Here is a 3918-nt window from a genome sequence, read left to right on the forward strand (position 1 = left end):
AGTCCTCAGGTACGACCCCGACGACGACCCCCGCGCCGTACGCGTCGACCTCCCCGGCGCCCACCGGATGACCGTCGCCCGCACCCTCCTGGAACAGGGCCTCCGTGCCCCCGCTGGTACCGGAGAGGTACGGGTATGGCCCTGCGGCCGGGTCCAGGCGGTGGTCGAGTTCCACTCCGCGCAGGGCGTCGCAGTCGTGCAGGCGGGCGGGCACGGCGGGGACACGGCGGGGCCGATCGTGGCGGCGCTGCTGAAGATGGGGTAGCTCTCTGGCTCTCTAGGCGTACGTCTTCCGCAGGAACCTCGCCAGCGTCTTCGACTCGAACTGCACGACTGCGACGCCCTGCGCGGAGTGGAACTCGACCACCGCCTGGACCCGGCCGCAGGGCCATACCCGTACCTCTCCGGTACCAGCGGGGGCACGGAGGCCCTGTTCCAGGAGGGTGCGGGCGACGGTCATCCGGTGGGCGCCGGGGAGGTCGACGCGTACGGCGCGGGGGTCGTCGTCGGGGTCGTACCTGAGGACTACGGGTACGGCCTCGCGTTCTTCCTCGACCAGGTCCTCGTCGGTGACGATGTGAGCGCGTGCGTGCTGTTCGACTACCGACATCGGACGGCCCCTTACGGTGCGTGACCTGTGCGGAAGCTGTGCGACCGCTTCTTTAACCAATGTCGCATATTTTCCGTTTTACGGAGTCGGACAGGGTGTGTTCATTGTTGTATTTCGCTCACTGACCGCTCTTGCAAGACGTTCGCAACAGGCCACATCATCGGACGGTGCATGTACCTGACGGATTCATCGACGCCCCGACCTCCGCCGTGACCGGCGCCGTCGCGGCAGGCGCGGTCGCCGTGTCCCTGCGCGGCGCACGCCGGGAGCTGGACGAACGGACGGCCCCCTTGGCCGGGCTGGTCGCGGCGTTCATCTTCGCGGTGCAGATGCTGAACTTCCCGGTCGCGGCGGGGACGAGCGGCCACCTCCTGGGCGGCGCCCTCGCGGCGATACTCGTCGGCCCCTATACCGGGGTGCTGTGCGTCTCCGTGGTCCTCCTGATGCAGGGCATCCTCTTCGCGGACGGCGGCCTCACCGCGCTCGGCGTCAACATCACGGACATGGCGGTCGTGACGACGGTCGTCGCGTACGCCGTCTTCCGGGGCCTGGTGAAGGTGCTCCCCCGGGGTCTGGGGAACCGCCGTACCGTCACCGCCGCCTCCTTCGTCGCCGCGCTCCTGTCCGTACCGGCCGCTGCCGCCGCCTTCACGCTGCTGTACGCGGTCGGCGGGACCACGGACGTCTCGATCGGCAAGGTCGCGGGCGCGATGATCGGCGTGCATGTGCTGATCGGGATCGGGGAGGCGGCGATCACCGCGCTCACCGTCGGCGCGGTCGTCGCCGTGCGGCCGGACCTCGTGCACGGGGCGCGGGGGCTCCAGGCGCCGTTGAAGCTGCGGGTGGGCGGGGAGCTGGTGGACGCGGTCGCTCCGGCGCCGTCGCCGGTCGGGGCCGTGTCCCGGAAGAAGCTGTGGCTCGGCGGACTGGCAGCCTCCTTGCTGTTGGCGGGGGTGGTGAGCTTCTACGCCTCCGCGAACCCCGACGGCCTCGAAAAGGTGGCCGCCGACAAGGGACTCGACACACGGGTCGAGGAACACGCCGCCGCCGACTCGCCGTTGGCGGACTACGGGGTCAAGGACGTGCAGAACGCGCGGCTTTCGGGCGGGCTCGCGGGGGTGATCGGGGTGACGGTGACCGTCGTCGCCGGGAGCGGGATCTTCTGGGCGGTGCGCAGGCGGCGTACCGAGGATGTGAACTCCGTGTCGTCCAGCGGGAGTTCGTGACATGGGCGCCGGGCATGCCCATCGGCTCTACCTGAAGCGGGACACGCCGGTCCACGCGCTGCCTCCGCACACCAAGCTCGCCGCCGTCTTCGCGTTCGTCGTGGTCGTCGTGTCGACGCCGCGCGAGGCGATGTGGGCGTTCGCGGTGTACGGGGTGCTGCTGGGGGTCGTCGCGTACCGCGCGCGCGTGCCCGCCGGGTTCCTGCTGCGGAGGCTGCTCATCGAGGTGCCGTTCGTCGCGTTCGCCGTGCTGATGCCGTTCGTCGCGGAGGGGGAGCGCGTCGACGTCCTCGGCCTGTCGCTCAGCGTCAACGGGCTCTGGGGGGCGTGGAACGTCCTCGCCAAGGGGACGTTGGGGGTCGCCGCGTCCGTACTGCTCGCCGCCACCACCGAGTTGCGCGAGCTGCTCCTCGGCTTGCAGCGGCTCCGGCTGCCCCAACTCCTCGTACAGATCGCCTCGTTCATGATCCGGTACGGGGATCTCATCACCGACGAGCTGCGGCGGATGCGGATCGCGCGGGAGTCGAGGGGGTTCGAGGCGCGCGGGGTCCGGCACTGGGGGGTGCTCGCGAAGTCGGCGGGCGCGTTGTTCATCCGGTCCTACGAGCGGGGTGAGCGGGTGCACCTCGCGATGATCAGCCGGGGGTACACCGGGTCGATGCCGGTCATCGACGAGGTCGACGCCTCGCGCGCGCAATGGTCGTACGCCCTGGCCCTCCCGGTCGCGGCCCTCGCCGTCTGCCTGCTGGGATGGACCCTATGACCGCATCTCTCGAAGTCTCCGGCCTCGCGTTCGCCTATCCGGACGGCCATCAGGCCCTGTTCGGCGTCGACTTCAGCATCGCGCGCGGCGAACGGGTCGCGCTGCTCGGCCCGAACGGGGCCGGCAAGACGACGCTCGTCCTGCACCTCAACGGCATCCTCACCGGGGGTGCGGGGACCGTGACCGTCGCCGGACTCCCCGTCGGCACACGGCACATGGCCGAGATCCGCCGCAAGGTCGGCATCGTCTTCCAGGACCCCGACGACCAGCTCTTCATGCCGACGGTCCGCGAGGACGTCGCGTTCGGCCCGGCGGCTGCGGGCCTCAAGGGCGCGGAGCTGGAGGCGGTGGTGGACGCCGCGCTGGACCAGGTGGGCATGGCGGCCTTCAAGGAACGCCCGCCGCACCACCTGTCGTTCGGCCAGCGCCGCCGAGTGGCTGTCGCGACCGTCCTGGCCATGTCCCCGGAGATCCTGGTCCTCGACGAACCGTCCTCCAACCTGGACCCGGCGTCCCGCCGCGAACTCGCGGACATCCTCCGGTCGTTGGACGTCACGGTCCTCATGGTCACCCACGACCTCCCCTACGCCCTTGAGCTGTGCCCCCGCTCCCTGATCCTCAGCGAGGGAGTCATCGCCGCGGACGGCCCCACACCGGAGATCCTCTCCAACACCGACCTCATGCGGGCCCACCGCCTGGAGCTGCCGTTCGGCTTCGATCCGCGCTCCGCGACAATGGGGGCGTGACGAACGAGGAGAGCTGGGCCGGGGGCGAGGGGGCGGCGGCGAGCGGGTCGGTGCCGGGCCAGGAGACGGCGGTGACCGGCGAGGGGGTCCGGGGTTCCGTGAGCTGCGGGGCTGCTCAGGGTTCGCTGCGGCTCGACGATCAGCTCTGTTTCGCCCTGTACGCCGCCCAGCGTGCCGTGACGGCCGCGTACCGGCCCCTGCTGGAGGAGCTGGGGCTCACGTACACCCAGTACCTCGTCCTCCTCACGCTCTGGGAGCAGGGCGAGGTCACGGTCAAGCATCTGTCGTCCACCCTCCATCTGGACTACGGCACCATGTCGCCCCTGCTCAAGCGCATGGAGGGCGCCGGGCTGATCCACCGCGAACGGTCGACGCGGGACGAGCGCTCGGTCCTCGTGTCCTGCACGGCCCGGGGCGAGGAGCTGCGGGGCAGGGCGGCGCGCGTACCGGGTGCGCTGCTGTCGGCGACGGGGCTGGACGGGGCGGAAGTCGAGCAGCTGCGGGCGGAGTTGTGGGGGTTGACGGAGAGGGCGGAGGGGGCGGCGGAGAGAGCGAGGTGAAGGGGCATACGGG

At 70.9% G+C, this 3918-nt stretch carries 6 protein-coding genes; 5 read left to right on the top strand and 1 reads right to left on the bottom strand.

From position 1 onward, the window contains the following. Window positions 1-265 (top strand): SsgA family sporulation/cell division regulator (locus AOK24_RS43930; protein ID WP_240554423.1); only part of this gene is annotated, 265 nt, incomplete at its 5' end. Window positions 266-277: 12 nt separating this feature from the next. Here the strand turns inward: AOK24_RS43930 and AOK24_RS43935 are convergent. Next, window positions 278-610 (bottom strand): SsgA family sporulation/cell division regulator, encoded by a 333-nt coding sequence (locus AOK24_RS43935; RefSeq protein WP_055725405.1) that lies wholly within the window; start codon window positions 608-610, stop codon window positions 278-280. Window positions 611-777: 167 nt separating this feature from the next. Between AOK24_RS43935 and AOK24_RS43940 the strand changes: the two genes are divergently transcribed. The 4 genes from AOK24_RS43940 (at window position 778) to AOK24_RS43955 (ending at window position 3905) form a co-directional block, all read left to right on the top strand. After that, window positions 778-1836, top strand: coding sequence for an energy-coupling factor ABC transporter permease (locus AOK24_RS43940; RefSeq protein WP_055725406.1), 1059 nt, complete (start codon window positions 778-780; stop codon window positions 1834-1836). Window position 1837: 1 nt separating this feature from the next. Then, window positions 1838-2599 (top strand): cobalt ECF transporter T component CbiQ, encoded by a 762-nt coding sequence (gene cbiQ, locus AOK24_RS43945; RefSeq protein ID WP_055725407.1) that lies wholly within the window; start codon window positions 1838-1840, stop codon window positions 2597-2599. Next, entirely contained in the window at window positions 2587-3345 is a 759-nt protein-coding gene (locus tag AOK24_RS43950) for an energy-coupling factor ABC transporter ATP-binding protein (protein WP_107104187.1), read from the top strand. Before cbiQ ends, AOK24_RS43950 begins: the two co-directional genes overlap by 13 nt. 98 nt (window positions 3346-3443) lie before the next feature. Continuing rightward, complete coding sequence (locus AOK24_RS43955; protein WP_055725409.1) at window positions 3444-3905, top strand: MarR family winged helix-turn-helix transcriptional regulator; 462 nt, start codon at window positions 3444-3446, stop codon at window positions 3903-3905. The last annotated feature ends 13 nt before the right edge of the window (window positions 3906-3918 follow it).

Source organism: Streptomyces niveiscabiei, from assembly GCF_001419795.1.
GTDB lineage: Bacteria > Actinomycetota > Actinomycetes > Streptomycetales > Streptomycetaceae > Streptomyces > Streptomyces niveiscabiei.

Bases quoted from the DNA above. Each gene is read 5' to 3' on its own strand.
- cbiQ (WP_055725407.1), top strand. From the start codon at position 1,838: ATGGGCGCCGGGCATGCCCATCGGCTCTACCTGAAGCGGGACACGCCG.
- AOK24_RS43935 (WP_055725405.1), bottom strand. From the start codon at position 610: ATGTCGGTAGTCGAACAGCACGCACGCGCTCACATCGTCACCGACGAG.
- AOK24_RS43950 (WP_107104187.1), top strand. From the start codon at position 2,587: ATGGACCCTATGACCGCATCTCTCGAAGTCTCCGGCCTCGCGTTCGCC.